The sequence below is a fragment of the Streptomyces sp. ISL-87 genome, from assembly GCF_018614095.1.
Lineage (GTDB): Bacteria > Actinomycetota > Actinomycetes > Streptomycetales > Streptomycetaceae > Streptomyces.
This window is the reverse complement of sequence record NZ_JAGGOY010000030.1, coordinates 77,198-102,649: the sequence shown is the minus strand read 5'-3', so window position 1 is coordinate 102,649 and position 25,452 is coordinate 77,198. Positions and strand designations below refer to the sequence as shown.

At 71.3% G+C, this 25,452-nt stretch carries 22 protein-coding genes and 1 pseudogene; 14 read left to right on the top strand and 9 right to left on the bottom strand.

Annotated features, from left to right (window positions below; all coding sequences use genetic code 11):
• Positions 1–38 precede the first annotated feature (38 nt).
• The 3 genes from J7I97_RS11650 (at position 39) to J7I97_RS11640 (ending at position 1,814) form a co-directional block, all read left to right on the top strand.
• Positions 39–434 (top strand): hypothetical protein, encoded by a 396-nt coding sequence (locus J7I97_RS11650; RefSeq protein ID WP_214933530.1) that lies wholly within the window; start codon positions 39–41, stop codon positions 432–434.
• Positions 434–1,381: a hypothetical protein gene (locus J7I97_RS11645; protein ID WP_214933528.1), complete on the top strand. Its 948-nt coding sequence runs from the start codon at positions 434–436 to the stop codon at positions 1,379–1,381. Before J7I97_RS11650 ends, J7I97_RS11645 begins: the two co-directional genes overlap by 1 nt.
• A 94-nt stretch (positions 1,382–1,475) precedes the next feature.
• Positions 1,476–1,814 carry a hypothetical protein gene (locus J7I97_RS11640; protein WP_214933526.1) on the top strand — a complete coding sequence of 113 codons (339 nt, stop codon included), beginning with the start codon at positions 1,476–1,478 and terminating at the stop codon, positions 1,812–1,814.
• Between the two features lie 19 nt (positions 1,815–1,833).
• Here J7I97_RS11640 and J7I97_RS11635 read toward each other — a convergent pair.
• From J7I97_RS11635 to J7I97_RS11620, 4 genes and pseudogenes are all read right to left on the bottom strand, one after another.
• Positions 1,834–2,286 (bottom strand): annotated as a pseudogene (locus J7I97_RS11635) (nitric oxide synthase oxygenase); the annotation flags it as partial.
• Positions 2,287–2,634: 348 nt separating this feature from the next.
• Entirely contained in the window at positions 2,635–4,020 is a 1,386-nt protein-coding gene (locus J7I97_RS11630; protein WP_214933524.1) for a protein kinase, read from the bottom strand.
• Complete coding sequence (locus tag J7I97_RS11625) at positions 4,017–4,778, bottom strand: serine/threonine protein kinase (protein ID WP_214933521.1); 762 nt, start codon at positions 4,776–4,778, stop codon at positions 4,017–4,019. Before J7I97_RS11625 ends, J7I97_RS11630 begins: the two co-directional genes overlap by 4 nt.
• A 116-nt stretch (positions 4,779–4,894) precedes the next feature.
• Positions 4,895–5,209, bottom strand: a complete 315-nt coding sequence (locus tag J7I97_RS11620) for a hypothetical protein (RefSeq protein WP_251058715.1) — start codon at positions 5,207–5,209, stop codon at positions 4,895–4,897.
• A gap of 316 nt (positions 5,210–5,525) precedes the next feature.
• Between J7I97_RS11620 and J7I97_RS11615 the strand changes: the two genes are divergently transcribed.
• Positions 5,526–6,185: a beta-glucanase gene (locus J7I97_RS11615; RefSeq protein ID WP_374103706.1), complete on the top strand. Its 660-nt coding sequence runs from the start codon at positions 5,526–5,528 to the stop codon at positions 6,183–6,185.
• A 63-nt stretch (positions 6,186–6,248) separates the two neighbouring features.
• Here the strand turns inward: J7I97_RS11615 and J7I97_RS11610 are convergent, their stop codons facing one another.
• Positions 6,249–7,604 carry a M64 family metallopeptidase gene (locus J7I97_RS11610; protein ID WP_214933519.1) on the bottom strand — a complete coding sequence of 452 codons (1,356 nt, stop codon included), beginning with the start codon at positions 7,602–7,604 and terminating at the stop codon, positions 6,249–6,251.
• Positions 7,605–7,743: 139 nt separating this feature from the next.
• Here J7I97_RS11610 and J7I97_RS11605 point away from each other — a divergent pair, with 139 nt between their 5' ends.
• Positions 7,744–9,096, top strand: a complete 1,353-nt coding sequence (locus J7I97_RS11605) for a helix-turn-helix transcriptional regulator (RefSeq protein ID WP_214933517.1) — start codon at positions 7,744–7,746, stop codon at positions 9,094–9,096.
• 65 nt (positions 9,097–9,161) lie between these two features.
• Here J7I97_RS11605 and J7I97_RS11600 read toward each other — a convergent pair whose 3' ends face one another.
• A complete protein-coding gene (locus tag J7I97_RS11600) occupies positions 9,162–9,812 on the bottom strand; it encodes a DUF2278 family protein (RefSeq protein ID WP_214933515.1) in 651 nt (216 codons plus the stop codon).
• Between the two features lie 19 nt (positions 9,813–9,831).
• Positions 9,832–10,776 carry an endonuclease/exonuclease/phosphatase family protein gene (locus J7I97_RS11595; RefSeq protein ID WP_374103703.1) on the bottom strand — a complete coding sequence of 315 codons (945 nt, stop codon included), beginning with the start codon at positions 10,774–10,776 and terminating at the stop codon, positions 9,832–9,834.
• Positions 10,777–10,951: 175 nt separating this feature from the next.
• Here J7I97_RS11595 and J7I97_RS11590 point away from each other — a divergent pair, with 175 nt between their 5' ends.
• The 4 genes from J7I97_RS11590 (at position 10,952) to J7I97_RS11575 (ending at position 16,752) form a co-directional block, all read left to right on the top strand.
• Positions 10,952–11,842: a DNA/RNA non-specific endonuclease gene (locus J7I97_RS11590; RefSeq protein WP_214933511.1), complete on the top strand. Its 891-nt coding sequence runs from the start codon at positions 10,952–10,954 to the stop codon at positions 11,840–11,842.
• A 158-nt stretch (positions 11,843–12,000) separates the two neighbouring features.
• The gene (locus tag J7I97_RS11585; RefSeq protein ID WP_214933606.1) at positions 12,001–13,770 is read left to right on the top strand and encodes an ABC transporter ATP-binding protein; all 1,770 of its coding nucleotides are present in this window, start codon (positions 12,001–12,003) and stop codon (positions 13,768–13,770) included.
• Positions 13,767–15,593 carry an ABC transporter ATP-binding protein gene (locus J7I97_RS11580; protein ID WP_214933509.1) on the top strand — a complete coding sequence of 609 codons (1,827 nt, stop codon included), beginning with the start codon at positions 13,767–13,769 and terminating at the stop codon, positions 15,591–15,593. Before J7I97_RS11585 ends, J7I97_RS11580 begins: the two co-directional genes overlap by 4 nt.
• 361 nt (positions 15,594–15,954) lie before the next feature.
• On the top strand, positions 15,955–16,752 hold the full coding sequence (locus J7I97_RS11575) for a 3-hydroxybutyrate dehydrogenase (RefSeq protein WP_214933507.1): 798 nt from the start codon (positions 15,955–15,957) through the stop codon (positions 16,750–16,752).
• A gap of 6 nt (positions 16,753–16,758) precedes the next feature.
• On the opposite strand, the gene J7I97_RS11570 is transcribed toward J7I97_RS11575, so the two are convergent.
• Positions 16,759–17,604 (bottom strand): alpha/beta fold hydrolase, encoded by an 846-nt coding sequence (locus J7I97_RS11570; RefSeq protein ID WP_214933505.1) that lies wholly within the window; start codon positions 17,602–17,604, stop codon positions 16,759–16,761.
• A gap of 357 nt (positions 17,605–17,961) precedes the next feature.
• Here J7I97_RS11570 and J7I97_RS11565 point away from each other — a divergent pair, with 357 nt between their 5' ends.
• The 5 genes from J7I97_RS11565 to J7I97_RS11545 all read left to right on the top strand — a co-directional run bounded on the left by J7I97_RS11565 (position 17,962) and on the right by J7I97_RS11545 (position 22,868).
• Entirely contained in the window at positions 17,962–18,969 is a 1,008-nt protein-coding gene (locus J7I97_RS11565; protein ID WP_214933503.1) for a hypothetical protein, read from the top strand.
• Positions 18,969–20,096: a hypothetical protein gene (locus J7I97_RS11560; protein ID WP_214933501.1), complete on the top strand. Its 1,128-nt coding sequence runs from the start codon at positions 18,969–18,971 to the stop codon at positions 20,094–20,096. The genes J7I97_RS11565 and J7I97_RS11560 overlap by 1 nt, the downstream gene beginning before the upstream one ends.
• Before the next feature lie 205 nt (positions 20,097–20,301).
• The gene (locus tag J7I97_RS11555; RefSeq protein ID WP_214933500.1) at positions 20,302–20,640 is read left to right on the top strand and encodes an SAV_915 family protein; all 339 of its coding nucleotides are present in this window, start codon (positions 20,302–20,304) and stop codon (positions 20,638–20,640) included.
• A gap of 14 nt (positions 20,641–20,654) precedes the next feature.
• Complete coding sequence (lysA, locus tag J7I97_RS11550) at positions 20,655–21,989, top strand: diaminopimelate decarboxylase (protein WP_214933498.1); 1,335 nt, start codon at positions 20,655–20,657, stop codon at positions 21,987–21,989.
• A gap of 90 nt (positions 21,990–22,079) precedes the next feature.
• Positions 22,080–22,868, top strand: a complete 789-nt coding sequence (locus tag J7I97_RS11545; RefSeq protein ID WP_214933496.1) for an aminotransferase class IV — start codon at positions 22,080–22,082, stop codon at positions 22,866–22,868.
• 148 nt (positions 22,869–23,016) lie between these two features.
• Here J7I97_RS11545 and fusA read toward each other — a convergent pair whose 3' ends face one another.
• Positions 23,017–25,122, bottom strand: a complete 2,106-nt coding sequence (fusA, locus tag J7I97_RS11540) for an elongation factor G (RefSeq protein WP_214933495.1) — start codon at positions 25,120–25,122, stop codon at positions 23,017–23,019.
• Positions 25,123–25,452 lie beyond the last annotated feature (330 nt).

Here is a 25,452-nt window from a genome sequence, read left to right as displayed (position 1 = left end):
CGCGCCGAGGGGCTCGGCGACGAACGGGGAGGCATGGAGTGACCGACCTGCACGACGGCCGCAGCGCCGAGCAGCGCGAGGAACTGGCGTACGTGTGCGACCAGGTGGAACGCATCCGCGCGAACCTGGAGGCGGCACACGGCGCCGGGGGCGGCGCGGCGCCCCTCGATCGCCTGATGGCGGCGCTGCTCGACCGAGTGGATCTGACCGCGCCACTGGCCGCGCTGCACGAGGCGCTGCTGGCCGCGGGCGACGCGGCGGGAATCCAGGGCCGGGTGCGGGGCTTGAGTCCGATCGGGATCGACTCGGCCGCGCCCGAGGCCTGGGTGTTGCTGTGCCCGACGGGCCAGTGCTCGCGCTACAGCTGGCCCGACGGCCCCGGCGCGCGCCCCTGCCGCATCAGCGGCCGGGCGCTGCGCCGGGAGCGGCTGTAGTGGTGGACGGGTTCCTCGGCGTCCTGGGGCAGAAACTCGCCGAGCGCTGGCTGACGCTGCTGGTCCTGCCCGGGGCGCTCTTCCTGGCGATCGCCACAGCCGCCAAGACCCTCGGGCAGGCTCACGCCCTGGACCACGCCCGCCTCACCGACCGGATCACCCACTGGGCGCAGACGCCCGCGGCAACCACCCTCGGCGGACAGGCCGTCCTGCTCGGCGTGGTCCTCGCCGTCGCGGCGACGGCCGGCCTGGCTGCGCAGGGCCTCGCTACGCTGGTCCAGCACACCGCGCTGGCGGCCGACTGGCGCACCTGGCCGCGCCCGCTGCGGTTCTGGGCGCACACCCGCGTCAACCGCCGCCACGCCCGATGGACCGCCGCCGCGCACCGCTACGGGCAACAACTCGACGCCGACGCCCGCGCCTTCGCCCTCGACCAGCGCCGGGCCGACCCCGCTCCACGCCGGGCCGCGCACCACGCGATGCTGCGTATCTCAGCCGAGGCGCCGGACCGGCCCACCTGGAGCGGCGACCGCATCCACGCCGTCGCCGTCCGCCTGGAGCGCGATCACCACCTGGACCTCGCCGTCCTGTGGCCCCACCTGTGGCTCACCCTGCCCGAGGACACCCGCACCGAGATCACCGCCGCCGAACAGGCCCTGACCCGCGCCACCACCCTGGGTGGCTGGGCCTTGTTGTACGCCCCGCTGACCGCGTGGTGGTGGCCCGCCGCCCCGCTCGCCGCCGTGCTCGCCCTGACCGCTCGCCGGCGCGTCCGCGGCGCCGCCGACGCCTACGCCCGGCTCCTGGAGGCCGCCGCCCTCCTCCACACCACCGACCTGGCGGCCCAGCTCGGCATCGACCACAGCGGTCCCGCGGACCCCGCCCTCGGAGACGCTCTCACCGAGCAGCTCCGCATCCGCGTCCACACCCCTCCCCCGACCCGCTGACCGATGCCCGGGGGGAAACATGAGTACGACCACCACCGCCGCCTGAGTACGCGGCCCGAGGTGTTCCGGCCCGGCCAGGCGGTTCACTGGCCTCATGAACGACCTGAACCCTGACGAAAACTCCTCGGCGGCACCCGTGTGGGTCACGGTGCTCGCCGTGATCCTCGTACCGGTGGCGCTCCTGTTCGGCGGACTCGCTCCGATGGCCACGGACAGCTGCGGGCCCGACAACTGCTCCCTCGCCCTGGATCAGACCCTCGGAGTCGTCAGCGGCGCCCTGTTCGCGACCTTCACCGCCACACCCGCACTGCTCCTGGCGTCCTGGCTCATTCCGGGTCGTCGCCGCTTCGCCACCGCGCGCCGGGCGGTGGGGTGGTGCGCGCTGCTCCCGCCGCTGACCGTGATCCTCCTGGTGCTCGGCCTGCCGCAGTAGCGGCGCCGGTACGTCGGCGTCACTGCTGATGGGGGCATCCGCCCCGGTCCGATACTCCGTCGCGGCCGTCGAGGTAGAAGTTGGGGCGCTGGTCGGCGTCGTCGTAGTAGCGGTGGAAGACAGGGGTGATGCCACCCGACACCGGGGGGACGATCCAGCTCCAGTCCGCGGGTACGGTGCGGCCCTGGCGTTCCTCCTTGGCCAGGTGCGTGAGGAAGCGGCGGGACTCGGTGTGGTGGTCGCTGATCCGGGCGCCCGCGGCCTGGAAGGAGTGCAGGATGGCGACGTTGAGCTCGACCAGCGCGCGGTCGCGCCACAGCGTGCTCTCATTGGTGGTGTCCAGGCCGAGGCACGCGGCGACGGCGGGCAGCAGGTTGTAGCGGCCTTCGTCGACCAGGTTGCGGGCGCCGATCTCGGTGCCCATGTACCAGCCGTTGAACGGGGCGAGGGGGTAGTCGATGCCGCCGACCCGCCGGCCACCCAGAAGGTCATCTCCCCGTCGAGGACGTACCACCATTCGTCGTCGTTGTGGTGAACGTGCAGCGGCGAGCCGGATCCGCTCCGGCCGAGGTGTTCGATGACCGATGCCGCCCCGTTCATCTCCGCCCCGGTATCGGCGGAACACACAGGGCGGCGGCAGGGCGCACCAGGCCAGCCTCCCCCGGGGCGCCGGCCCGCACCCTGCGCGGGCCGGCGCCCCCGTTTCGGAGGATGGCTCATTCCCAGTCATATTGGTCCACCCTCGCGCCAGAAAACGACAAGATCCCGCCCGATCTGATCGATCGGACGGGATCTGTCGGGATTCGGGATGACGTCAGGCTCAGGCTCCGGTGGTGTCCTCGCAGACGGGTACCTTCGGATCGTCGTGGGTGCGGACCGACGGGAGCCAGGCCCGGCCCTCGGCGGGATCGTCGAAGCGGATGCTGTACCAGCGCGGGGTCCCGATGCCCTTTTCGTCCTCCACCCGGTCGCCGTCGTTCACGACGCAGTCGGTCTTGAGCACGTCACCGTGCCAGACCCGGTGCGAGACCACGTTGTTCGCGTCGTACTTGAGGTGCGGGTCCCGGGCCAGGCCCAGGCTGCACGCGCGCAGACGCTCGGTCTGGTCCTTGCAGTTGCCGTCGATGTTGAACACATGGATCCGCACCGTGGCGGCCTGGGCCTGGCCGCCGCCGAGGAGCCCGGACCACACGGCCACCCCCGAGGCCGCCGAGACCAGCGCACCGGCGGCCAGGAGCCACCTGCCGCGACGCCGGTTGCGCGGGGCGGTCTCCCGCACGGCGGCGCGGATCCGGGGCAGCAGCGACTCCATGGTGTGTCCGGATCGGACGACGGGGTCGACCTCCAGGCACGAGGTGAGGACCGAGCGCCAGGCCGGGAGGATCTCCGGGCCCAGGCGCAGCCGGGTCCTGCCCTCCGCGTACTCCTGGGCGGCCGCGGCGCGTGCGGCCGGTGTGGCGCCGGGGAAGGGGAAGGCCCCTCCGGTGAGCACCTGGTGGGCGGTGATGCCGAACGCCCAGATGTCGGTGGCCGGGCGGGTGACGACTCCCCGTTCGCTGAGCTGCTCGCTGCGGCGCTCGGGCGGAAGGTAGTCGGGCGAGCCGAGCGGTGGCGCGTAGCCGTGCGTGCCTTCGATCTGAGCTGCCAGGCCGAAGTCCGCGAGGCGGCCGGTGCCGTCGGCCATGAGCAGGACGTTGCCCGGTTTCAGGTCGCCGTGGACCCAGCCGGACTCGTGCAGGTAGGCGAGTGCCTCGGCGATCTGGATCAGGAGCGCACCGGCGTCGCGCGGCAGCGCCTCCGCGGCGTTCCCCTCGGCGGGGGTGGACAGTTCGTCGAGCAGGCTGCGGGATGCGCGTTCCATCACGAGGGCGACTGCCCCGTCCAGCGCGGGTGAGTCGGGATCGGAGATGACGGCGGTGTCGAGGACCCGGATCAGATACGGGTGCTCGGTCATACGGCTGAAGGTCACCTCGCGATCCGCCGTCTCGGCCAGTGCTCGTGCCTGCCGGGGGGCGAGGCCTGCCGTGGACAGGAACTTGACGGCGGCTTCGGCCGGTTCGCCGTCGGGTACCGGGCCGAGACGCCGGGCGAGGTGCACACTGCCCCAGCTGCCCGCGGCAAGGAAGCCCGTGATCTCCCAGTCGCCGACCCGGTATCCGGGAGGGACTGCCGTCGCGCCGTCGTGGTGATCCGCGGAGCCCGTCATGACGCGACCACGGAGATCGCGGTGGGGCGCGGCGGCAGGAGGCTGAGATGTTCTTCCCGGACGAGCCCGAACCGCAGGGCGAGGGAGACGACGGCTTCGCGTTTGCCGTCCATCCGCTGTCCGTCCGCGGCCGGTTGGCGCACCCGTAACTTGTTCCGGGCAAGGTAGTCGATGTGGAAGTTGACCCCTGCCTCCGTGATCTCCTGCAACCCGGGGCGGGCGCGTAATCGCTCGCCCACCTGACGGGTGGTGGGGACGGCGGACACCGACACGTCGCGTAATCGTGGTTCGCACAGGGCCACGAGGACCTGGAAGTACGTGGACGACTCGTCCAGCGGGAAGGCCATGAGGGTGGCGGTCGCCGGGGTCGCCGGCAGCGGCATCGCGTCGTAGTACATGTGGGCCGGTGCGAAGACCTGGAAGCTCTGCGGGGCGCCCTGCGAGGGCAGTACCACGCGCGCGAACTCGAAGGGCACCGGCGCGCCGATCCGGCGCGGCGCCACGCGGAAGTACTCGCCCGCGCCCTCCGGGTTCTCCACGACGTAGCTCTGTGTGCTGCTGAAATTGCTCAACTGCCAGTGGTCGTCGCACGCCCGGATCTCACCCGCCAGCCGAGGCACGGACCGGTCCCCGAGTAAGAGTTCGACCGGGTGATCGGGTGCACCCCGTCCGAACCGGGCCACGGCCCCCGGGCCAAGCTCCAACGTGACCGCGGCACCCCCGCCGGCCGCAGCCACGTGGATCACGACACCGCTCATCTCGCGCCCCCTCGCACCTTGCGCCCTTGCAGATGTGTGGTCGCACACTAGCCCGGATAGCCGGAAGCGCGGATAAAGGATCGGGGTCCCACCGCTTCAGAGCAACGTGACGCGCATCACACATCGCGAGTGAGCCACCGCTGGACGGCCGCGCTCGTCATGTCGTCCAGCGTGCACAGCGCTTCGATCGCCGCCAGATCGGCGGCCGCCGGGGCGATCCCCGCGGCGGTGAGCGCCATATGCAGATCAAGGCGGCGTCGGTCCACAGCGCGCGGCTCCACGTCCTGCCGGCCCCCGTCGCGCCAGCCGTACTGCGCGGTGTCGCAGCAGTCGAAGTCCGCGCCCGCGAAGCGGTAGGGATCGACCACGGGCTCCCGGCCCGTCATCGCGACCGGGGAATGCCTCCAACTGACCACAAGGACCTCCAGCATTGAGTGTGTCGTCACTGCCACCGAGGAGGCCGGAGGCGGAACTCCCAGTTGCGGATGCGCGGGCACACCACCCGAACGCCTCCTATGACATCTCGTCACACGTTCTCATCGGACTCCGTACAACCGCCTCTCGCTTTGAGTAGTTACTCAGACACTCAACGTAAGGCAATCGGCATATGCTCCTCCGTTTGGGGGCACAACTCCTCCTGAGGTACCGATCACCCGTGGAGGCATCGTGCTGGCAGGACCGATCGAATGGTTGCGGGCCCTCCTTCGGGGTTCCGGCGGCGGAGGCGGCGCACCCGCCGAGGAGGCCATCGGGAACCGCAGGGCCCTGGTGTTCACCGCAGACTTCGGATCGGCCGACCAGTGGGTCGCCGGCCGGTCCTGGGCGTATCCCGACGGCGGGCCGGTCAACCCCGGGGACAACAAGCTGGATTACCTGGTGGACGACCCCTCCTACAGCCGCGACGGCATCTTCCGGGCCACCCCGCGCCCGGACGGCAACTGGGACACCGGGCTGCTGACCACGGAGGGCAGCGACCAGGGCTTCGAGGTCCGCACGGGCGACGTGCTGGAGGCGCGCGTGCGGCTCCCGCTGAGGCTGGGGGCCTGGCCAGCGATCTGGACCTGGCGGGACGGCGGCCAGGAGATCGACGTATTCGAGTACCACCCCGACAACCCGGATCTGCTGGAACTGTCCAACCACGTCAGGCAGGCGCACCGCTACTACCGCGACCCGACCGTCCGCCCGGGTGCCTGGGTCGACCTGCGGGTGGAGTTCGGGCGGAAGTCGGTGATCTGGTGGGTCAACGGCGCCCGGGTCTTCTCCGACGGCAAGGGCGTGGGCCGCGGCTGGCACGCGTACCTCATCGTCAACCTGTCGATCTGCGCGGGCCGTTACCATCCGGCCCCCGAGGAAGGCGTGTCGGAGATCAGCTACGAGGTGTCCGACCTGCGCGTGTACCGGGCCTAGGCAGCCACCCCGCCAGGCCGGGGGGCTTGACGGGGTGGTCTTGAAGGGGGCTTGAGGGGCGCTCTAGAGGCGGACGCTCCATTCGGCCGTGGAGCGCAGGGCGCGGGCGATCCGGGGGTCGCGCACGGAGGGCGTCCGGTCCTCGGCCGTGACGGACAGCTTGTGCGTGCGGAGGTCGAGCAGCCACAGCTCGGCCACACGCACCTCGGTCCGGCCCTCGAACCGCTTCAGCTCCCGGCCGTCCAGGTACCAGCGGACCACGAGCTGCCGTCCGTCCGCGCCGGTCAGCCGGGGCACCGCGGCCTTGGCGGTGTGCCGCAGCCGCAGGGTGCGGTCGGTCGGGGTGATCGGGGTGACGAGCCTCGCGTGGCGGGAGAACCCGGCGATCATCGACTCGACGCCGGGGAGGTTGAAGGGTTTGCCGAGGACCCGCATGATCGAGTTGTCGGTGGGCCGGTACAGCCCGGTGACGTAGTAGCCGCCGCCCTCGTACGCGCCAACCTTGCCGCCATCGGGTGACTCCTCGCCCAGCCAGCGGTACCACTTGGTCCGCTGCTCGGCCATCGGGCCGGCGGTCAGCGTGGAGGTGTTGGACTCGGCGGGCTCGGGGCCCGTGTACTTCTCGTAGTCCGGGAGGCCGGGGTAGAAGTACTCGTCGGCGAGCTTGCCCAGCGAGTGGCCGGTCTCGTGGATGGCGACCTGGCCGGACTTCGCGTTGCCTGCCGAGGCCGTCGATATGCCCTCGTAGCCGAGGGTGGCGCTGGCCTCGTTGTAGCCCGCCCCGCCGTATTTGGCGCTGTTGGCCAGCACGATCACGAGGTCGGCGGCCGGCGCCTTAGCCACGTACGCGTCCACCTTGGGCTGGTCGATGCAGAGCAGCCGCTCGATGTTCTCGCACCAGAAGTACGAACCGAGGGCGGTGTCGCGCACGGTGGCGGGGGTCGGGTCGCCGGAGACGCCGGAGTCGTGGGAGACAGCGTCGACCGTCCACACGTTGAAGAGGTTCTGGTACGTCGTGTACGGCTCTACCGCCGCCACCTCCGACCACTTCTGGCGGGCGTCGGCGTGGAACCGGTCCAGCTCGGCGGCGGTGTAGCCGTCACCGATGACGACGACGTCCAGGCGGTCGGCCGTGGAGCCGTTGTCGATCATCTTGGTGACGTCGCCGTCGGCCTGCCGCTCGGCCTCCGAGAGCCGGGGCGCGGCCTTCTCCCGCCCTGCCGCGGGTACGCGGGCGTAGCCGGATCCAGCGTCATGGCCGTGTTCCGGCCCGGGTATCTCGACCTTCACCCGGGCTTTCACCGGTGCGGGCGGCTCCGTGGCCGCGTCGACGGGACCGCCGGCGGTCAGCAGGGCGACGGCCGCGCAGGCCGTCGCGACGGCTCCGCGCCGCAGGGCCCGGCGGATGGTTGAGTCCATGAAGTCCTCCTCAGGAAAAGGAACTTAAGCGGATGCGTAAGCATGCTGAATCGGTTGCTTAAATTAGGTGCCGTGCGGGGCGTGCGCAATGGACGGCTCCCCCTGAATACTGGGGAGTTGGAGCAACCAGGGGGTTTTCATGGACGAACCGGCCGAGATCGGCCGCCGGGTTCAGCGCATGCGCACCGAACGCGGCTTGACACAGAAGCAGTTGGCGGACCCCGCCTACACCTCGGCGTACATCTCCACACTGGAGTCGGGGAAGGTCAGGCCTTCCGAGACCGCGCTGCGCTTCCTGGCCGGGCGCCTCGGCACCTCGTACGAGGAACTGACCACCGGGCGCCCCGCCCACCTGGCCACCGAGTTGCGACTGGCCCTGACCGACGCCCAGCAGGCGCTCGCCACCGGCGCCGCCGACGAGGCCGCCGTCCGCTACCGGCGGCTCCTGACCGACGCGGAGCACCTCGGCCTCGCTGACGAGCAGGCGGAGTCTCTGCTGGGCCTCGGCGACTGCGCCCTGGAGTCTGGTGAACTCCCCGACGCCGTACGGCACTTCGAGGCGGCCGAACGCCTGCTGGCCGGACAGCCGCTGCCCCGTCGCGCCCGCCCGATCCGGGGGCGCGCCGTCGCGCACCTGCTCGCCGGCGAGCTGCGTTACGCCTGCTATCTCCTCGAATCCACCATCGACGAGCTCAACGCGAGCGGGCTGGCCGACCCCGAGGCGCTGCTGCTGCTCTACGCCGCCGTCATCGGGCCGTACATCGACATGGGGGCGCACGCCCGCGCCGCCCACGCCGCCGAACTCGCCCTGGCGCTGGCGCCGCAGGTCAGCGATCCGGCACTGGTGGCCGGTATGCACCGGCAGGTCGCGCGGACGTTCCTCGCCGAGGGGCGCGTGGCCGACGCCGACGTCTCTCTCGCCAAAGCCCAGGCGGTCTACCGGCAGCTGCGGCTGCGGACCGACCTGGCCCACTGCCACTGGATGCGCGGCTACGTCCAGGCCCAGAACGGTGACCTCGCCTCGGCGGAACGGGAGTTGCGCACGGCCAGGGACATGCTGGCGGCCAAGCGCGCCGCCCTCTACACCGCCCAGGTGGAGGTCGAACTCGCCGATGTACTGCGCCGGCTCGGGCGGTACGAGGAGGCAGCAGGGCTGGTCTCAGCGCTGCTGGAACTGGGGGACAGTCACGGCGCCGTACACGCCGGCGGCGCGCACCGGCTGCTCGGCCTCATCGCGGAGGAGCGCGGGGAGACGGAGTCCGCCGAGGAGCACTACGTACAGGCGCTGGCTCTGCTCGAACGCAGCGGGGCGACGGGCGACCTCGCCGATCTGTGCCGGCTGCTGGGTGACCTGCTGCGGCGTACGGGCCGGATCGAGGCGGCCCTGGACGCGTACCGGACGGGGCTGGGCCACCGCGCGGCGCCCGGCACGACCACCCTGGGACCGGCGCCTGCCGCACCCGCGTTCCCGCCGCACGGCGCGCCGCGGTAGCACTTGCGTGGTGCCGCGCGGTCGGCGTTCCGGGCGCCGCGGTCGGCGTTCCGGGGCGGCGGCCCTTACCGGTTCCGGCCGCGTCCCCCCTCTCCGCCCGTCTCCTGGGTGGAGAACCGGGACAGGAACGCGTCGTACCAGCCGTCGTCCCTGCGGGTCATCGTCGCGCCGTCCTGCCAGCTGCCGTTGGCGTCCCACCACCGGCTGCCGTGCGGGTCTCCCTGATTCTGGTGGATGTTGCGCATGCCGAGACCCCCGTGGTCGAACGGCTGGCCGAAGACGAGGACCGGCCGGCCGGGTACGAGGACGGCCTCCAGCGCCGCCGAGGCCTCACGACAGGAGCCCGAGATCCAGGGGCGCGGCGGGTTCAGCCGGTCGAGGGCCGCCTCCAGCCAGGTGAGCCCCCAGCCGCGCCGGCCGTTCAAGGCCGGGTGGCGCAGATGGTCGAGGGCGCCCGATCCCGGCGTACGGGCGAGGTTGTGGTAGCCGGGAGGCAGCGCGGACGCCGGGTCCAGGACCGAGGCGGCGAGGGTGAGGACCTTCCACTGCACGCCGGTGCCGGACTGCTCGCTGTCCACGTCGATGGCGCACCGGTACCGGCCCGCGGGCGCGTCGACCTCCAGGTTGACGTGGAACCAGCGGCCCTGTGTATCGGGCCGACCGCGAAAGTGGCGGTGCAGGGTTCCGGCCAGTACGCCGTAGTCGTCGAGCGGCATCCGGTCAGTCAACCACCCCTCAGAGCCTGATGTGGGCGGCGACGGGCAGATGGTCGCTCCCCGTGGCGGGCAGCGACCAGAGGTGGGTGACGGTCGCGGACCGCGTCATGATCTGGTCGATCCGGGCCAGGGGCAGAGCCGCGGGCCAGCTGAACGCGAACCCCGAGCCCGGCACGTTCAGCCGCGAGCTGACCGGGGCCAGTCCCCGGTCGTCCACCGTGCTGTTGAGGTCACCGAGCAGGATCACCCTGTCCAGCGGCTCGGCGGCGATCGCTGCGCCGAGCAGGGCGGCGCTCTCGTCCCTCCGTACGGAACTGAATCCGTTCGCAAGGCCGAGACGCACCGAAGGCAGGTGGGCCACGTACACGGCGACGTCCCCTCGCGGCGTCCTGGCCGTCGCCCGCAGTCCGCGGTTCCAGCCCTCCCCCACCCCCGCCGGCCTGATGTCCACCGGGTGCGCGTCCGCGAGTGGATACTTCGACCAGAGTCCGACCGTTCCTTCGGTCGTGTGATGGGGATAGTCCGCCGCCAGGGCCGCCGCATAGAGCGGCGCGGCGGAGGGCGTCAGCTCTTCCAGGGCGATGAGGTCGGCGTGCGTTCCGGCCAGGGCCCTCGCGGTGCCCGCCGGGTCCGGATTCTCATCGCTGACGTTGTGCTGAACCGCGACGACGTCGTGAGCCTGATCGTGGCCGGACACCGGAAGGCCGCCGAAGAGGCCGACCCAGGCGGCGACGGGCAGCAGCAGCGCGAACGACGCGACGGCCGAGCGGCGCAGCAGCGCCAGGCCCAGCAGTACCGGGATGGTCAAGCCGAGCCAGGGGAGGAACGTCTCCAGGAGGCTGCCCGGACGGCCGGCCGTGTTGGGGACCGCGGCGTGAAAGGCCAGCAGGCAGGCGGTCAGCACGGAAAGCGCGGCGAGAACCCACCCCCGCCTGTGGTCCGCAAGCTTCATTTGTCCGCCCATCGTCCGCCCATGCTTCTCCGGTTCGGCACCTCCTCGCGTCGTGATCACGTGCACGACACCGCACCGTACGACGACGCAGGGGCCGGCGATCCGGTTCCCGCCCGGCCGGACCGCTGTTCGGGTGGCCGGGCGCGCGGCACCGTGAATGATCCCTCGTGCGTGGTAATCCCATATTATGAACGCAATTGAGACGCCACCGGATCCGACGGCGACCTCCGCGACCCCCCGCACCGGCCTGGACGACCGCACCGGCTACGACCCGGCGTTCCTCGGTCCGACGATCCCCCTCCCAAAGCCCTCCACCGCCGGGATCAAGACCGTCGTCCTCCCCTACACGCACTTCTCCGTCGTGTTCCGCCCCGACCGCCGGCTGGCCGCCTCCACCGCCGTCTGCATCGACGGCGCGAAGATCCTCGAGGACGTGCCCCGTGACGACAAGTGGGAGTTCGACCCCCGGGTGCCGCAGGCGCACCAGTGCGGGAACGACATCTACCGCGACAACCCCCTGGACCGCGGCCACCTCGTGCGCCGCCTGGACCCAGTCTGGGGCGCCACGGCGGAGGCCAACCGCGCCAACGTCGACACGTTCCACTTCACCAATGCCGCCCCCCAGGCGGACGTCTTCAACCAGGGCAAGCAGCTGTGGCAGGGCCTGGAGAACTACCTCCTCGACCACGCCGCCGAGTTCGACCGCAAGCTGAGTGTGATGACCGGCCCGGTCCTGCACGACTCCGACCCGCCCTACCGGGGCATGCAGGTACCGCTGCGGTTCTGGAAGGTGGCCGCGTTCATCCAGGGCGGCAAGCTCGCCTCGACCGCGTACATCCTCGACCAGAGCCCCGACCTCACCCGTGACTACGAGCGTGCGATGGCCGGCGCCAAGCCCGGCGATCCGCCGCCGCTCGGGGCCTTCCGCACTTTCCAGGTGCCGGTCACCGACATCGTCCAGCTCACCGGCCTCGACTTCGGGCCGCTGCCCGGCGCGGACCTCATGCCCGTGACCCGCGCGCCCGCCGAGCGCTGGAAGCGCCTCGAGTCCTTCGAGGACATGGTCGTGCGCAGCTGAGGTGGGGCGCCGGGGCTGTTGCGGGAGCCGGATCCGCGCCATCATGATCTTGATGGCCGGGTCCGGTTCTCGGACGGTGGACCACGGCGCGAGGGAGGGGACCACCAGCGATGACCGAGTCCAGCGTGCGCACGGCCGGGCGCGGGCGCGTCCACCCGATGGCCGATCCCTCGCTCCACCCCGGGAGACCGGACACAACCGGCCCTCTGAGATACATCTGGTGGCTGATCACCTGCCAGCGCCGCCGGGTGCTCGCCGGTTCGCTGCTGGGCAGCGGGTGGATGGTGGCCCTGATGCTGCCTCCGTACCTGCTGTCACGGGCCATCGACGACGGTCTGACGCCCGGCCGGTCCTCGGTGCTGCTGGGCTGGACGGCCGCGCTGCTCGGTGTCGGTGTGCTGAACGCCTGGCTGGCCATCATGCGGCACCGCGTCATGACGAAGGTCCGGATGGACGCCGCGTTCCGCTCGGTGCGTGTCGTGACCGAGCACGCGACCCGGCTCGGTGCCGTCCTCCCACGACGGATGTCGTCCAGCGAGGTCCTCGCCATCGGCTTCGGCGATGTGGCGCAGATCGCCAGCGTGCTGACCATCACCGGACCGGGCGTGGGGGCCGCCCTCGCGTACCTCGTGGTGGCGGCCCTGCTGCTGTCCGTCTCGCCGCTCCTCGCCGTCGTGGTCCTGCTGGGCGTACCGGTACTCGCGGTGCTGGTCGGCCCGCTGATGGGACGTCTGCAGGGCGCCGAGACCGCGTACCGGGACCAGCAGGGCCTCCTCACCACCCGCCTGGTCGACCTGGTCGAGGGGCTGCGCGTGCTGGGCGGTCTCGGCGGCAAGGAGGCCTACGCCGAGCGGTACCGCGGTCATTCACGGGCGGTCCAGGCCGAGGGATACCGGGTCGGCACGGTCACCAGCTGGATCCAGGCACTCGCCGTCGGGCTGCCTACGGTCTTCCTCGCCGCCGTGACCTGGCTGGCAGCCCGCATGGCGGCGGAAGGCTCCATCACCACGGGCCAGCTGGTGTCCGTCTACGGCTACACCGCGGTGCTGGTCGTCCCCGTGTCGTCCTTCATCGAGGGCGGATACGACCTCAGCCGCGGCCAGGTCGCCGCCCGCAGGCTCATCCGGTTCCTCGCTCTCCAGCCGAGCTCCGACGATCCCGCGGCAGGGCTGGACGCACCGGACGGGGCGTCCGTACTGCACGATCCCGTCTCCGGTGTCGAGGTGGCACCCGGCCGGTTCACGGCGCTGGCGTCCGCCCGGCCCGGGGAGTCGGCGACCGTGGTGGAACGCCTCGGCCGCTTCGTCGACTCGCAGAGCACGTGGGGCGGAGTTCCGCTGCGTGACATCGCCCTGACCCAGGTACGCGAACGGATCCTGGTGGCCGACAACGCGGCCGCGCTGTTCGCCGGCTCGCTGCGCGAGCTGGTCAGCGGCCGTACGGACCGCCCGGCCGGCGCCGTGGAGCGCGCCGTCGACGCGGCGATGGCCCGTGACATCGTCCTCGGTCTGCCAGACGGGCTCGACTCCGCCGTCACCTCACAGGGGCGCAACCTGTCCGGCGGCCAGCGCCAGCGCGTCCGGCTGGCCCGGGCGCTGCTCGCCGCACCCGAGATCCTGCTGGCCGTCGAACCCACCTCCGCTGTCGACGCGCACACCGAAGCCGCCGTCACCTCCGGGCTGCGCACGCATCGGGCCGGTCTGACGACGGTCGTCACCACCACCTCGCCGCTGGTGCTCGACGGGGCGGACACCGTCTGCTATCTCGTCGACGGCCGGGTCGCCGCCACCGGGACGCACCGCGCGCTCCTGGCCGCCGAGCCCGGGTACCGCCGGCTGGTGTCCCGTGAAGCGGACGAGGAGAGCGTCGCCGTACCGGGCCAGGGGGCCCGCCGCCACGAGCTCCGGACCGAGGAGAGTGCCCGATGAGCGGCCGTAGCCGGAGCGCCGACGGACATGCGTTGCCCGTCGCGGCGCGAGCGCGGCTCGTGAGCGCGGCCTGCGGCCTCATACGGCAGGACCGCTACGCCTTCGCGGCGATGCTCGCCCTGAACACGCTGGCCGTGGCCGCCGGACTCGCGGGGCCCTGGCTGCTCGGTCGAATCGTCAACGAGGTCCAGGCCGGGGCGACGGTGAGCACCGTCGACCGGCTGGCGGTCGGTGTCCTCATATCCGCGGTGGCGCAGCTCCTGCTGGCCCGCTGGGCCCGGCTGGTCGGGTACCGCTTCGGCGAGCGGACCCTGGCCCGGGTGCGCGAGCGGTTCGTCGACCGTGCCCTCGCCCTGCCGGTGTCGGTGGTCGAGCGGGCGGGCACGGGCGACCTGACGGTGCGCGGGACCAGCGATGTCGGTGCGGTGGGAACCGCTGTGCGGGACGCGGGACCCGATCTGTTCATCGCCGGGATCCAGGCACCGCTGATCCTTGCCGCCGTGTTCCTCCTCGATCCGCTGCTCGGTGTGTGCGGCCTCGCCGGACTCGTCGGCATCTGGTTCGCGACGCGCTGGTACCTGCGCCGGGCGCATGCCGCGTATCTGGCGGAGGGGGCGGGCAACTCGGCTCTGGCCGAGCAGCTGTCCGTGACCGCTTCCGGTGCGCGCACGATCGAGGCGTTCGGGCTTGAGGAGCGTCACATCGCCGCGTCGCTGAAGAGGATCGAGCACAGCCATCGCACCCGCATGCGCACCCTCTCGCTGCGCAGTGTGCTCTTCCCCTCCGTCGACACCTCCCATGTCCTTCCCGTGGTCGGCGCTCTGCTGGTCGGCGCTCTGCTGCTGGAACGCGGCATGGTCACGCTCGGCGCGGTGGTCGCCGCGGTCCTGTACCTGCGGCAGCTGGCGGAGCCGCTGGACATGATCTTGCAGTGGGTGGAGCAGCTGCAGAGCAGCGGCGCTTCCTTCGCCCGCGTCGAAGGGCTGGGCGTGGCACTCGACAGCGGGGCCGGCGCCGCGCCCGCCGCCGGGCCGAGCGCCCGGCCGGGCGGCGATCGGATCGAGCTGAGCGGCGTCCACTACTCGTACGACGGGAAGAGCGATGTGGTCCGCGGTGTCGATCTCACCGTACGACCGGGTGAACGCCTCGCCGTGGTGGGCCGGTCCGGTGCGGGCAAGTCCACCTTGAGCAGACTGCTCGCGGGAATCGACACTCCGAGTGCCGGCACGGTGTCGGTGGGCGGCGTCCCCGTCTCCGATCTGCCGCCGCAGACCCTGCGCCGCCAGGTCGTCCTGGTCACCCAGGAGCACCATGTCTTCTTCGGCACGCTACGGGACAACCTGCTGCTCGCCGCACCCGACGCGACCGATGCCGAGCTCACGCGGGCGCTGACGGCCGTCGGCGCCGACTGGGCGGAGCGGCTGCCGCGGGGGCTGGACGCCGAATTGGGTGCGCGGGGGCATCAGCTGGACGGATCGCAGGCGCAGCAGCTCAGCCTGGCGCGCGTGGTGCTGGCGGACCCCCACACGCTCATCCTGGACGAGGCCACGGCCCTGCTCGATCCGCGGACGGCCCGGCGTACGGAGCGCGCGCTCGCCGCCGTCCTGAAAGGGCGCACGGTCATCGCCATCGCGCACCGTCTGCACACCGCCCACGACGCCGACCGGGTGGCGGTGATGGACGGGGGACGGCTGACGGAACTCGGCAGCCACGAGGAACTCGTCGCCGCGGGCGGGACCTACGCCGCCCTGTGGCGCTCGTGGCACGGCGACGGCGGCGCCGACAACCCCGGGGCGGAGGCGGCCGGGGCGGCGGGAGCTTGATCGCCAGGCCGCTATAACTGCCGCATGCTCTATCACATCGCCACTCTCGGTAACTGGCTCGCCGATCCCGACCGACCCTACGAGCCGCCGACTCTGGCCAAGGACGGCTCCGTTCACTGCGCCGCCAGTGAGGAGGCGATCCTGAACGCCGCGCGCGGCCGTCAACCGGGCGCACGACTTGTGCACCGCCTACCCGCAGGCCAACGTACTGATCGTCGCCTGTACGGCACGGCTGGGGCTTGCCGCGGCCCAGAGGTGACAGGCCCGGCCGGAGGGTGTGTGCGGGTGCGCCATGGCGGGCTCCGTGAGTGTGGCGTCGCGCGCCATGGGCGATGTCCTCGGGGGTGCCTACTGTTTCGCCATGACGAGCGAATCCCCTGCCTTGCGCCCGAACTCTCCGGCCGGCCCCGACGGTGTGGATCTGCGGGGGCGCGTCGCGCTGGTCACCGGCGGAGGCAGCGGCATCGGCCGGGCCTGCGCGGTGGCCCTGGCCGCGGCCGGAGCCACCGTGCACGTGGTGGACAGGGACGGGGAGTCGGCCGAGTCCGTGGCCGACGCCGTGGGCGGGCAGGCACACACCGCGGACCTGTCCGACCCGGCGGCCGTCGCGGCGCTGCCCGCCGCCGTGGACATCCTGGTCAACAGCGCCGGCCTCCAGCACGTCTGCCCCATCACGGAGTTCCCGCCCGAGCGCTTCGCCCTGATCCAGCAGGTGATGGTCACCGCGCCGTTCCTGCTGCTGCGCCGCACGCTGCCGCACATGTACGCCGGCGGGTGGGGCCGCGTCGTCAACATCTCCAGCGTTCACGGGCTGCGGGCCAGCGCCTACAAGTCCGCCTACGTCGCGGCCAAGCACGGCCTGGAGGGGCTGAGCAAGGTCACCGCGATCGAGAGCGCCCCGTACGGCGTGACCAGCAACTGCATCAGCCCCGGCTATGTGCGTACGCCCTTGGTCGAGGACCAGATCACGGACCAGGCCGCCGCGCACGGCATCAGCCCCGGCGATGTCCTCTCCGACGTGCTCCTGACCCGGTCCGCCATCAAACGGCTGATCGAGCCCGAGGAGGTCGCGGCGGCGGCCCTGTGGCTGTGCGGGCCCCACACCGGCTACATCACCGGAACGTCCATCCCCCTGGACGGCGGCTGGGGCGCGAACTGACGCACCTCATCCGGTGAACGGCGCCAATTCGCGCGCGAGTGTCTCCTCACCGATCAAATCGAAGTGATCGAGCTGGGTGAGTTCGACGGAAATCCTGTCACCGTCGCCACACCGCCGTACCGCCGCGTCCATGGCCGGAAGGTGCTCCCGATATGCGGCGGACAGGACGAGTCTTACATGATCGGCCACTTGGGTCACATTGTGCAGGCGAGTTCCGAACTGGTCATATCCCGTCGGGCCCCAATAGGTGATCATGTCCCGGGACAATTGCGATAGCTGTCCGAAATCCTTGGGTGCGACTTTCGCCAGGTAGTGGCAGAGTGATCGGAATCCGTCCTTGTCCGGGGCGAGATTGACCAGCCGCTTGAAGGCCGGTACCGGATCATGGGGATCGGCTTCCGCGAAGAGCCGCGAGATGGTCATCGTCGATTGGTTGACGTTGGGGTCGAGGAGCACTGCCGCGTGGATCGGAGGCGCTGCCAGCCCCCGGCTCTGCCAGTGCTCGGCGAGTTGCAGGATGAGGTCGGCGCCGAGCGAGAACCCGACCAGGAGGACCTTCTTGTCCGCGTTCTCCCGGCTCACCTCCTCGACGAAGGCGGCGGCCATCCGGATGTGCGCGGCGAGCCTGACCGGCGGGAGCCCGTCCGCCCCGTCCGGCTCATAGCCGCGCAGGTTCAGCGCGATGCTGTGGCTGTCGTGCCTGCGGAGATAGCCGAGGTAGTCCGTGGCGTCGAGTCCGAGGCCGTGGAAGAAGACCGTCAGAGTGTCCGAGTTGGCCTTGCGTTCGAGATACCTCAGGCCGGTCGATGTTCGCTCATCGATCACATGACCGGATACCAACGTAGAGGCCATCGAGACCTTCCTCTGGCAGATGTGTGCGGCAGGTGCGCCAGTGACTCTAGACCAACACTGCGTGACATGTGCCGGAATGCATATGCTCACTAGGATCCAGCGCGGGGAAGGGACTCGGCGGCGCACTGGACACCATTGCGAATCCTCAGGCCTCATCAGATGATAGTCGCCCGGCTGCCGTATTGGCGGAGAAAAATATCGTCGATTCCGGTCCTACCAGCGGACTGTCCCACCTCGGTGACCGTCGCCCGGCCTTCCGTTCCACCAGAGCTGACGAACAGGTCGAATCAGTCGAACGAGAGGGGCACACCGATGATGTCCGACCGCAAAGACCTGCTTCTGCGCACGCTGACCGACATGCAACTGCACCAACAGGGCAACCACGGCTGGTCCGTGGTCCACGAGTCAATGGCACTGCTGGCCGAGGCCGGTCCCGACCCTTCCGTGGATCAACTGCTGGCCGCCGTATGGCGCTCCCGACCACTGATGAGCGATTCTCACCTGATCACGTTACTGGGCATCGCCCTGCGCGTCGTGGCCGTGAACAATCCCCGGGCCGCCGCGGTCTTCGAGCCCGAACTGCCGGCCGCGGAGCGCGCGAACCTGCTGGCGGAGGCCTTGCGCCGGCACCACGACGAGATCACCTCCGTCGTCACCGAACAGTCCAACTCCTATACCGGTGCCCGCCGTTTTCTGGTGCCCCAGCTCGTCCTGGGCGCTTACGCCGAGCACCACCGCATCAACGAGGTACGCCTGCTCGACATGGGGACCGGCATCGGACTGCTGCCCCGGCAGCTGAACAACCGCGCCGTGTTCGAACGCTTCGCTCCCGGCCTGGAGTGGGACCCGCAGGCGCCGCGCTTCCGGCCCATCCCGCTGACGGCACGCTACGGCGTCGACGCCCCACCGCTGCCGACCCTGGACTGGGTGCGCTCCTGCCACGGTCCCTCGGCGTACTACACCGAGCGCTTCTCGGAAGTGGTCTGGTCCCTGGAGCAGACGGAATCCGCCGCCGGCGGTATCGGCATCTCGGCACTCGACATCCTCGACCTGCCCGCCCTCACCGATTTCCTCCGCACCCACCGGATCAACGTGGTCACTTGCAACTTCGTGCTGTACCAGTACGACGAGCCGACCAGGGAGAAAGTCATCGCAGCCATCACGAGCAGCCTGGGCCGGCCCGGACTGTTCCTCAGCATGGAGCCCGGCCACGAACTGCGCCGCATGGGAGCACAGGTCCGCGGCTATCTGACCGGCGGGCGGAGCCCGCTCCACGTCGCCGACGTGTCCGACGCCCACTTCGTCGGACGGGTGACGACCGGCCCCGGATTCGCCGAACTGACCGGCGTGGACCGGAGTTCGTGATGCCCTTCGACACCGAGGAGCTCGCGGCCCTCGTCTCCCGGCGCCGGGCCGTGATCGCCGGCGCCGGCGGTCTGGGCAGCCTCCTCATCGGCATCTACAGCGACGAGGCCCGCGACATGATCGGCTGGACGTGGTCCCATGTGGTGGCCGGCGGCACGCTCGTCGTCCTGGCCGCCGCAGCGGTGTTCTCCGCCGCGTGGTGGGCCCGGGGAAGGCTGGAGCGCCGCCGGGAACTCCACCGGGAGATCGTGGCGAGCTCCTTCGACATCCACGCCGACGACTTCGACGGCGATCTCCCGTCCGACCACGCCGTCATCGGCCGCGAACTGCGCTACATCGAACGCCGCACGTCCTCTTCGCACCTGGTCGTCCTGCTCCACGGCCTCGGTCTCGACGCCGGCGACTTCCGGTCCTTCATGAACGTGGCCCCCCAGCACACCGTGGCCATCACCGCGTTCGGCCACAACGCCGACGAGGCCCGGGACGGCCGCTACCGCGCCATCGGGCTCGCCACCCATACCGACCTGATCAACGGTGCCATCAACAACCTGTGCCGGCAGTACCCGAACAAGAAACTCACTCTCGTGGGGTTCTCGGTCGGAGCCGACATGCTCTTCCAGCTCGCCGAGCTGTGGGCCGACCATCCGGACCGCAAGCCGCGGGTGTCCTCCGCGCTCCTGCTCGACCCCAACATCAACCACTCGACCATGATCATCACCGGCAGCGTGGCACAACTGAACCCGGAGGAACCGCTCGCCGAGCTCAAGCGCATCGTCAATATCCCGCAGTCCCCGATCGAGTTCCAGAACATCTGCGAGTACCTGCACAAGATCACCGAGAAGGACCTCCACCTGGTCCAGCGCTACGCCTGCGACCTGTGGGGGTACTGGGAACCCGAAGGCCAGTACGACTTGTTCTTCCGGCGCTTCGAACAACTGCAGGCGGTGTCCGGCACGTTGAGAGTGCTCTTCTCCACCCACTTCGAGCGGCACTTCAACGAGGTGGTGGGGCTGGCCCGGCAGCGGGGCATCCGGCAGGTCTTCGACCTGCGGCGCGTCGATCACTTCGACTTGTGCCGTGAGACGTTCCTCAGGCGCGAGGTCGACGCCCTGACCCGTCGTCGCTGACCGGAGGTGTGGCTCGGCCTTGTTACACGCGTTCTGCGTCAGCGACGTGTATGGAATCGCCCGGTCACCATCAAAGTGCCGTAAAGGGCCGGCGCGGACGGCGCGGAAGCGGGGATAGCTTCGGTGGTACGCCGCCCCGGACCGCCTCCATGCACTCGGCACTCGGGGCGTCACCAGTCGTTCGCGGTTCCTCAGGGAGGGCCCCATGTGTCTGTTCCAGTACACCGACGATCCGGATCCTGAAGAACAGGTCCCGGCCGGGCCTCTGTACGTGCCCGTCCGGCCGGGAAGGGGGACGGAGGCGGTGATCCGGCTGTTCCGTACTCCGCTGGGTACGCGTACGGCCGTCGGTTTCACCAGCGCGGACCGGCTCGCGGCCACGCTCGGAGAGGGCCAGGCGTACATCAGGCTCTCCGAGTCCGCGCTGCGGGCCCTGTGCGAGCCGCTCGGCGCGGGGCTGGTCACCGTAGACCCGACGCTGTCGGCCGCGGCCGTCGTCCGGGTGCCGGCCGAGCCGGGCCGGCTTCCGGTCCAGGCCGTCTGAAGGGGAGGGGTTCCATGACCATCACCCCTGTGCCCGAGGTCGTGTCGAGCGCGGACGACCTGTCCGTCTGGCCGGCGTCCACCAGTCGTCTGCCCCACGGCGGCCTCGCCGTCGGCGGGGTGTCGCTGGCCGAGACGGCCGACCGCTTCGGCACCCCGGTGTATCTGCTGGACGAGGGCGAGGTGCGGGCCCGCTGCCGGACGTACCGGGGCGCCTTCCCGGACGCCGAAGTGCTGTACGCCGCCAAGGCGTTCCTGTCCCGGGCCGTGATCCGCTGGGTCGACGAGGAGGAGCTCGGCCTCGACGTGTGCTCGGCGGGTGAACTCGAACTCGCCGTCACCTCGGGGTTCCCGCCGGAACGCATCGTCCTGCACGGCAACGCGAAGTCCCCGCGCGACATCGAGGCGGCGCTGCGGCTCGGGGTCGGCCGCATCGTCATCGACGGCCCGTCCGAAATCGCGCGGCTGGCCGCCGCCGTGGGCCCGGACGGCCACCAGAAGGTGCTGGTCCGGGTGGTCCCCGGTATCTCGGCCGGCGGCCACGAGAAGATCCGTACCGGTACGGACGCCCAGAAGTTCGGGCTGTCCCTCACCGACGGCTCGGCACAGCACGCCATCGCCCGGATCCTCGGTCAGCCGCAGCTCGAACTGGTGGGCCTGCACTGCCACATCGGCTCACAGATCACCGAGGTCAAACCGTACGTCGCGGCCCTGCGCCGGGTGGTGGGCCTGATGGCCCGCGTCCGCGACGCCCACGGCATCACGCTGCCCGAGATCGACATGGGCGGCGGCCACGGCATCGCGTACCGCCCCGGCGAGCCGGCGCTCGACCTCACGGCCCTGGCCCGCAAGCTCCGTAGCGAGCTCACGGCGAGCTGCGCGGCGGCCGGACTGACCATGCCCCGGCTCGTCGTGGAGCCCGGCCGGGCCATCGTCGGGCCGGCCGGTGTGGCGCTCTACCGGGTGCTGGCGGTGAAACACACCGGCGACCGGGTGTTCGTCGCCGTGGACGGCGGTATGAGCGACAACCCCCGCCCCGCCCTGTACGGGGTGCGCTACGCACCCCGCCTCGTCGGCCGGCAGTCCAGCGCCGGTCCGCGTACGGCCACCGTCGTGGGCCGGCACTGCGAGGCGGGCGACGTCCTCGCGGCCGATGTGGAGCTGCCCGGCGACATCCGCCCCGGCGACCTGCTCGCGGTGCCGGTGGCGGGCGCGTACCAGCTGTCCATGGCCTCCGGCTACAACATGGTGGGCCGCCCTCCGGTCGTAGCGGTCCATGAGGGCATGGCCCGCCTGCTCGTCCGGCGCGAGACGCTGGACGACTTCCGCAGCCGGGACATCGGCGGCTAGGGAGCGTCCCATCCCCTCGGCATCCCTCACCAGGCGGCGGTACGGGAACCCCCGGGCGAATCGCCGGCTCACGGCGTGCAGACTGCCGGTATGGCAACCCTGAACGGCTCCGCGGCCTCCCCCGAGGCCCTGCAAGCCCTCGCGCTGACCAATTACGGGCACTTCACGACGATGGTGGTGGAGGACGGCGGGGTACGGGGGCTGGCCCTGCACCTCGCCCGGCTGGTCGGGGACTGCCGTGCGGTGTTCGGGGCGGAGCTGGATCCCGAGTGGGTGCGGGAGTGCGTACGCAGGGAGGCCGCGGGGCACACCGGGGCGGTCACGGTGCGGGTCACCGTCTTCGACCCGGAACTGAATCTGGCGGCCCCCGAGCGTGCGGCGCGGCCCGGTGTGCTGGTGACGACCCGGCCCGCGCCGGGCACCGGCCACCCGCTGCCTGCGCTGCGCGTGCGGCGGCTCCGCTTCGAGCGCGAGTCGCCCTCGGTCAAGCACGTTTCGCTCTTCGGGCAGTTGCGCATGCGGCGCGAGGCGCGGCTCGCCGGTTTCGACGACGTGCTCTTCGTCGGGGCGGACGGGCTCGTCTCCGAGGGCTGTACGTGGAACATCGGTTTCGTCGACGAGGCCGGGACCGTGGTGTGGCCGCAGGCCGACGTCCTGCCGGGGACCACCATGCGGCTGCTCCGGGCCGGCCGGGAAGGGCAGGTCACCGCCCCGATGACGGACGGCCGGCTGCGCTCCATGCGGGCGGCGTTCGCGACGAACACGTCCATCGGTGTGCGGCCGGTGGCAGCCGTGGACGATGTCGCCTTCCGCGTGGACGACCCGGTGATCGGCGCCTTGCGGGAGACCTACGCCGCGGTACCGCTGGACCGCCTGTAATGGCGGCGTGAGGCCCCTGCTACGACGAAGCCTCCGGGTGACGGTGAGCCCGGTGCGGAACGGGGTCTTGCGGGGTTGCACAGGTGCGGCCCTCGCCGCCGGGCACGGCCCCGGACCGGTGTGGCGGTCGGGGGCCGTGCTCGCGGTGCTACGCGGTCAGAACCTGGGCGGACACCGCCGCCGGCACGGGGGCGTAGCCCGTGGGGCGGGCGGTGAAGGTGCCGCGGCCCTGGGTTCGGCTGCGCAGCCGGGACGCGTACCCGAAGAGCTCGGCCAGCGGCACGGATGCGGTGACCGCCGTGGTGCCGGTCCTCGCGGTCGAGCCCGAGACCCGTCCGCGCCGTGCCGCCAGGTCGCCGAGCACGCCGCCGACCGCCTCGTCGGGGACGGTGACCACGACTTCGACCACCGGTTCCAGCAGCTCCATCGTGGCGGCGCGCAGGGCCTCGCGCAGCGCGAACCGGCCCGCTGCCCTGAACGCCATCTCCGAGGAGTCCTTGGGATGGGTGGCCCCATCGGTCAGGGTGACCCGGAGCCCGGTCACCGGATGGCCGCCGAGGGGTCCCTCGACGAGCGCGTCGCGGCAGCCCGCCTCCACCGCGCGGACGTACTCCTGCGGCACCCGGCCGCCGACGACGGTCGAGCGGAACACGAACCCGCCGTCGGTGCCGGTGCCGCCGGCGTCACCGGTGTCGCCTTCGAGGGCCTCGACATCGAGGACCACGTGGGCGAACTGGCCGGCGCCGCCGTCCTGCTTGACGTGCCGGTACACCAGTCCCGACACCCCGCGTGCGACCGTTTCCCGGTAGGCCACGCGTGGACGGCCGACGCCGATGTGCAGCCCGTGGCTTCGGCGGATCTTCTCCACCGCGACCTCCAGATGCAGTTCGCCCATGCCCGACAGCACCGTCTGGCCGGTCTCGGGATCCGTCCGTACCGCCAGCGACGGATCCTCCTCGACCAGCCGCGCCAGCGCCGAGGACAGCCGGCCGCTGTCGGCGCTGCTGCTCGCCTCGACCGCCACGGACACCACGGGTGCGGCGACCGTGGGCGGTTCGAGGACGAGCGGTGCGTCCGGTGCGCACAGCGTTGCCCCGGCGCGGGCGGACTTGAGCCCGACCACGGCCACGATGTCCCCGGCCACCGCCTGCTCCACGTCGGCGTGGCGGTCGGCCTGCACGCGCAGGATCCGTCCGATCCGTTCGGTCCGGCCGGCCGTCGCGTCCAGCACGGTGTCCCCCTTCCTCATGGTTCCCGAGTACACGCGGAGACAGGTCAGGCGTCCGGTCGCCGTCGCGTTCACCTTGAAGGCCAGCGCGGCGAAGGGCGCCGCCGGGTCGGCGATACGTTCCTCCTCCGTCGCTCCGCGGATCCCGCTGGTCCCGCGTACCGGCGGCACATCGGCCGGCGAGGGGAGGTAGGCCACGACGGCGTCGAGCAGCGGTTCGACGCCGCGGTTGCGGTACGCCGATCCGCACAGCACGACCACGCCCTCACCGCCACAGGTCAGCTCGCGCAGTGCGGTGACCATCGTGGAGGTGGAGAGCGCCGACGTGGCGCAGTACTCCTCCAGGGCGGCCGGATGCAGCTCCGCCACCTGCTCCTCAAGCAGCCGTCGACGCCGCAGCGCCTCCTCGCGCAGGGCGTCGGGCACGGCGCCCGTCTCGCACGTCTCCGGCCCGGCGGCCTCGCCCGCGCCCCAGACGAGCGAGCGCATGCGTACGAGGTCGACCACACCGGAGAATCCGCCCTCCTGCCCGATGGGCAGATGGACGACCAGCGGAACGACATGGAGCCGGTCCCGCAACGAGGCGACGGCCGCGTCCAGGTCGGCACCGACGCGGTCCATCTTGTTGACGAACGCGATGCGCGGCACTCCGTGGCGATCGGCCTGCCGCCACACGGACTCGCTCTGCGGTTCGACGCCCGCGACGGCGTCGAAGACGGCGACGGCTCCGTCGAGCACGCGCAGCGATCGTTCCACCTCGTCGGAGAAGTCGACGTGTCCCGGCGTGTCGATCAGGTTGATCCGGTGGCCGTCCCAGGTACAGCTGACGGCCGCCGCGAAGATGGTGATCCCGCGGTCGCGTTCCTGTGGGTCGAAGTCGGTGACGGTCGTCCCCTCGTGGACCTCGCCCCGTTTGTAGGTGGCGCCGGTGGCATAGAGGACTCGTTCGGTGAGGGTGGTCTTGCCGGCGTCGACGTGCGCGAGGATGCCGAGGTTTCGGACAGCGGTGGGTGCGTTGGTGCGCATGGCCCAAGGCCTTTCTCAGGGCTGGAGATTCAGGGCGGCGCGATTTCCGGACGAAACGACACAGGGCGCGGGGCGCGACCCTCCGCGGCCGGGACGTGCCCGGATGTACCGCGGGGTCGGCTCACCAGCCGGAAGCAGTCAGGTCTTCGTTACGTCGTCTTGGACATCCGATGAGGGCCGCGCAGCCGTCACCGGGAAACCGAGGACACCAGGATCACGTCGTACCGCGACCGGGGAACGAAGACAGCGATGCGGTAACACACGGCCTGGCTCCCCTCATTCGGCTCACTCGACGAAACACGCACCGCGATCTTGTGTCGGCGCGCAGAA